The organism is Micrococcus sp. HG099 (assembly GCF_024723355.1).
Taxonomy (GTDB): Bacteria; Actinomycetota; Actinomycetes; order Actinomycetales; family Micrococcaceae; genus Micrococcus; species Micrococcus endophyticus.
Genome location: NZ_JANQCJ010000173.1, coordinates 1 through 3,441 on the forward strand (window position 1 = coordinate 1; position 3,441 = coordinate 3,441).

3 protein-coding genes are annotated in these 3,441 nt (G+C 75.9%); 1 reads left to right on the forward strand and 2 read right to left on the reverse strand.

Annotated features, from left to right (window positions below; all coding sequences use genetic code 11):
- Together NWP10_RS11005 and NWP10_RS11010 are read right to left on the reverse strand one after the other, a co-directional pair.
- Positions 1-703 (reverse strand): pyruvate kinase (locus NWP10_RS11005; protein ID WP_258300940.1); only part of this gene is annotated, 703 nt, incomplete at its 3' end.
- A gap of 33 nt (positions 704-736) precedes the next feature.
- Positions 737-2,347 carry an aminopeptidase P family protein gene (locus NWP10_RS11010; RefSeq protein WP_258300941.1) on the reverse strand — a complete coding sequence of 537 codons (1,611 nt, stop codon included), beginning with the start codon at positions 2,345-2,347 and terminating at the stop codon, positions 737-739.
- A gap of 62 nt (positions 2,348-2,409) precedes the next feature.
- Here NWP10_RS11010 and NWP10_RS11015 point away from each other — a divergent pair, with 62 nt between their 5' ends.
- Positions 2,410-3,270, forward strand: coding sequence for a PHP domain-containing protein (locus NWP10_RS11015; RefSeq protein ID WP_258300942.1), 861 nt, complete (start codon positions 2,410-2,412; stop codon positions 3,268-3,270).
- Positions 3,271-3,441: the final 171 nt, after the last annotated feature.

Sequence of the window (3,441 nt, forward strand, 5' to 3'; positions counted from 1 at the left end):
CCTCGGCCCCGGCCGCGGCCAGCCACACGCGGGAGGGCTCCGTGACCAGGCCGGCGGGCGTGCGGGCGGGCTTGACCTTCACGACGCGCGGGCCCGGCTGGATCGGGCCGGTGCGCACCTTGGGCCCGGCCAGGTCCATGGCCACCAGCGGGGCGGGGCGCTCGGGGGTGGCGCAGGCGCGGACCGCCTCGATCATCGCGGCCCAGGCCGCCTCGTCGTCGTGCGCGCAGTTCACGCGCGCCAGGTCCATGCCCGCCTCTGCCATCCGCGCCACGAGGTCCGGGTCCCGCGCGGCCTCGGAGGGCAGCGTCACCATGATCCGGGCGGCGCGGTCCGGCCGGGCCGGGCCCAGCAGCCGGTCCGCGTCCCGGGCCAGGATCTCCCGGCCCCGCGCCGGGGTGAGCGCGTCGTCGTCGGGGGAGGGGGCGTCCTCGCCGTCCAGGGCGCGGACGGCGGCGAGCACCGCGTCCACGTGGCCCAGCACGCCGGCCTCCATGCGGCCCAGTGAGGAGAGCCCGACGTCGCTCAGCGCGTCCTGCAGGGGGCGCAGGTCGGTGCCGCGCAGGGCGACGTAGTGCACGAGGTTCCGGGCCGAGGCCCGGTGGCGGTCCCGGACGCGGGAGATGAGGTCGGCGTGCTCCGCCTCGGCGGAGAGGAGGCGGTCGCGGAGGGCGGTGAGCTCGGTGGTCAGGTCGATACCCATGGTCCGAACCCTAGGAGCGCCCTCCGCGCCGGATCACGCCTGGAGCCGCGCCATCCAGGCCTCGATCTCGTCCGGGGTGCGGGGGAGGGCCGCGGAGAGGTTCTCGGCCCCGTCCTCGGTCACGAGGATGTCGTCCTCGATGCGCACGCCGATGCCGCGGTACTCCTCCGGCACGGCCAGGTCCTCCTCCTTGAAGTACAGGCCCGGCTCGATCGTGAAGACCATGCCCGGCTCGAGCACGCCGTCCAGGTAGAGCGCGCGCTTGGCCTGCGCGCAGTCGTGCACGTCGAGGCCGAGGTGGTGCGAGGTGCCGTGGGGCATCCAGCGGCGGTGGTGCTGGCCGTCCTCGGACAGGGCCACCTCGGCGGACACGGGCAGCAGCCCCCAGTCGGCGAGTCGCTCGACGAGCACGCGCATGGCCTCGGCGTGGATCTCCCGGAAGCGGATGCCCGGGCGCACGATCGCGTACGCGGCGTCCGCCGAGTCCAGCACGGCCTGGTAGATCCGGCGCTGCACGTCCGTGAAGGAGCCGGAGACCGGCAGGGTGCGGGTGATGTCCGCGGTGTAGAGGGAGTCGTCCTCCACGCCCGCGTCCAGCAGCAGCAGGTCGCCCTCGCGCACCGTTCCGGTGTTGCGGATCCAGTGCAGGATGGTCGCGTTGTTGCCCGAGGCCGCGATCGTGTCGTAGCCCAGGTCGTTGCCCTCGAGTCGGGCGCGGGCGAAGAAGGCGCCCTCCACCACGCGCTCGCCGCGGGCGTGGCCCACCGCGCGCGGCAGGGCCCGCACGACGTCCTCGAAGCCGGAGATCGTGGCGGCCACGGAGGCGCGCATGCGCTCCACCTCCCACTCGTCCTTGACCAGGCGCAGCTCGGAGAGGAACTCGGCGACCTGCGCGTCCGCGGAGGCGGCGGCCTCCGCGTCCACGCCGGCCTCGGCGCGCACGCCGGCCAGCAGGGCGTCCATGTCCTGGTCGGCCTCGCGCAGCAGGCGCACGGCGGTGCCGTCCGCGGAGACGTTCTTGGTGACGGCGGACTCGAGCTCCTCGAGCCCGGCGGTGCGCAGGCCCGTGCGGGCGGCCAGGCCGGCGAGCGTGGGGCGCGGGCCGATCCAGAACTCGCCGGCGCGGGCGTCCGCGTAGAACTGCTCCGTGTCCCGGCCGGCCAGGGGACGGAAGTACAGGGTGGCCGCGTGGTCCGAGCCGCCGTCCCCGGCGCCCGGGTCCGTGGGCTCGAGCACGAGCACGGCGTCCGGCTCGTGGTCCACGCCGAGGCCCGTGAGGTGCGCGAAGGCCGAGTGCGCGCGGAAGCGGTAGTCCGTGTCGTTCGAGCGGACCTTCAGGCGGCCGGCGGGGACCACGATCCGCTCGCCCGGGTAGCGGGCCGAGACGGCGGCGCGGCGCCGGGCCGCGTGCGGGGCCGAGGCGTCCTGCGCGGGCAGCTCGTCCGAGGACGGCGCCCAGTCGGCGCCCATGAAGGCGCGGAAGGCGTCCGAGGACGGGCGCTGCGAGCGGTTCTCCACGCGCTCGGCCAGCGGCTGGGGGCTCACCGCGCCCTCGGCGTCGACGCCCGCCTCGGGGGTGGCGGCGGGGTCCTGGGGGCGGTCCTGGTCGGCGTGCTGTGCGGGGTGCTGTGCGGCATCGGTCATCCCCCCATCATGGCATCGCCGGGGAGCGGCGCCGCCGGGGCTGGCCCGCGCGCCTCGGTAGCATGGCACGCATGGCCCGTTACGACCTCCACTCGCACTCGATCGAGTCCGACGGCACCGAGCCGCCGGCCGACGTGGTGCGCGCGGCGGCCCGGGCCGGCCTCGAGGGTCTGGCCCTGACGGACCACGACACCACCGCGGGCTGGGCGGCCGCGGCCGAGGCCGCGCTCGCCGAGGGGATCGCGTTCGTGCCGGGCATGGAGATGTCCTGCATGGCGGCGGACGGGACGAGCGTGCACGTGCTCAGCTACCTGCACGACCCCGCGGACCCCTCGCTGCTGCGCGAGATCGGCACCGCCCGCTCGGCGCGCCTGACCCGTGCGCAGGAGATGGTGGACCGCCTGGCCCGGGACTACCCGATCACGTGGGAGCTCGTGCAGGAGCACGCCGCCGAGGGCGCCACCATCGGCCGCCCGCACCTGGCGGACACGCTCGTCACCCTCGGCGTGGTGGAGGACCGCTCCGCCGCGTTCGCGCACATCCTCACGGGTCGCTCGAAGTACTACGTGCCGCACTACGCGCCGGACCCCGCGATCGCCGTGGAGCTGATCCGCTCCGCCGGCGGCGTGCCGGTGTTCGCCCACCCGCGCGCCGTCACCCGGGGCCGGGTGGTGGGTGTGGAGGTCATCGAGGAGATGATCGACGCCGGCCTGGCCGGGCTCGAGGCGGACCACCGGGACAACCCCGAGGAGGAGCGCTCCTGGCTGCGCGAGGTCGCCGCCCGGCACGACCTGTTCGTGACCGGCTCCTCCGACTACCACGGCACCGGCAAGCCGAACCTGCTGGGGGAGTTCAGCACGGGCGAGGACGTCCTCGCCGAGATCGAGCGCCAGGGCACCGGCGCCGCCGTCGTGCGCGGCTGACCCGCGCCCGACTCCGCTCACCCCCGGCGCGCCGCGCGTCGGGTGCTCCCGGGGACGCTGTCGTGCGGGAAACGGGAGAGCCTCCCGGACCGCGCTGGGGCGCGGTTCGGGAGGCTCTCGTCTCGTCCGGGCGGGGGCGGGGACGGTCAGCCGTCCACGACCTCCCCGTTG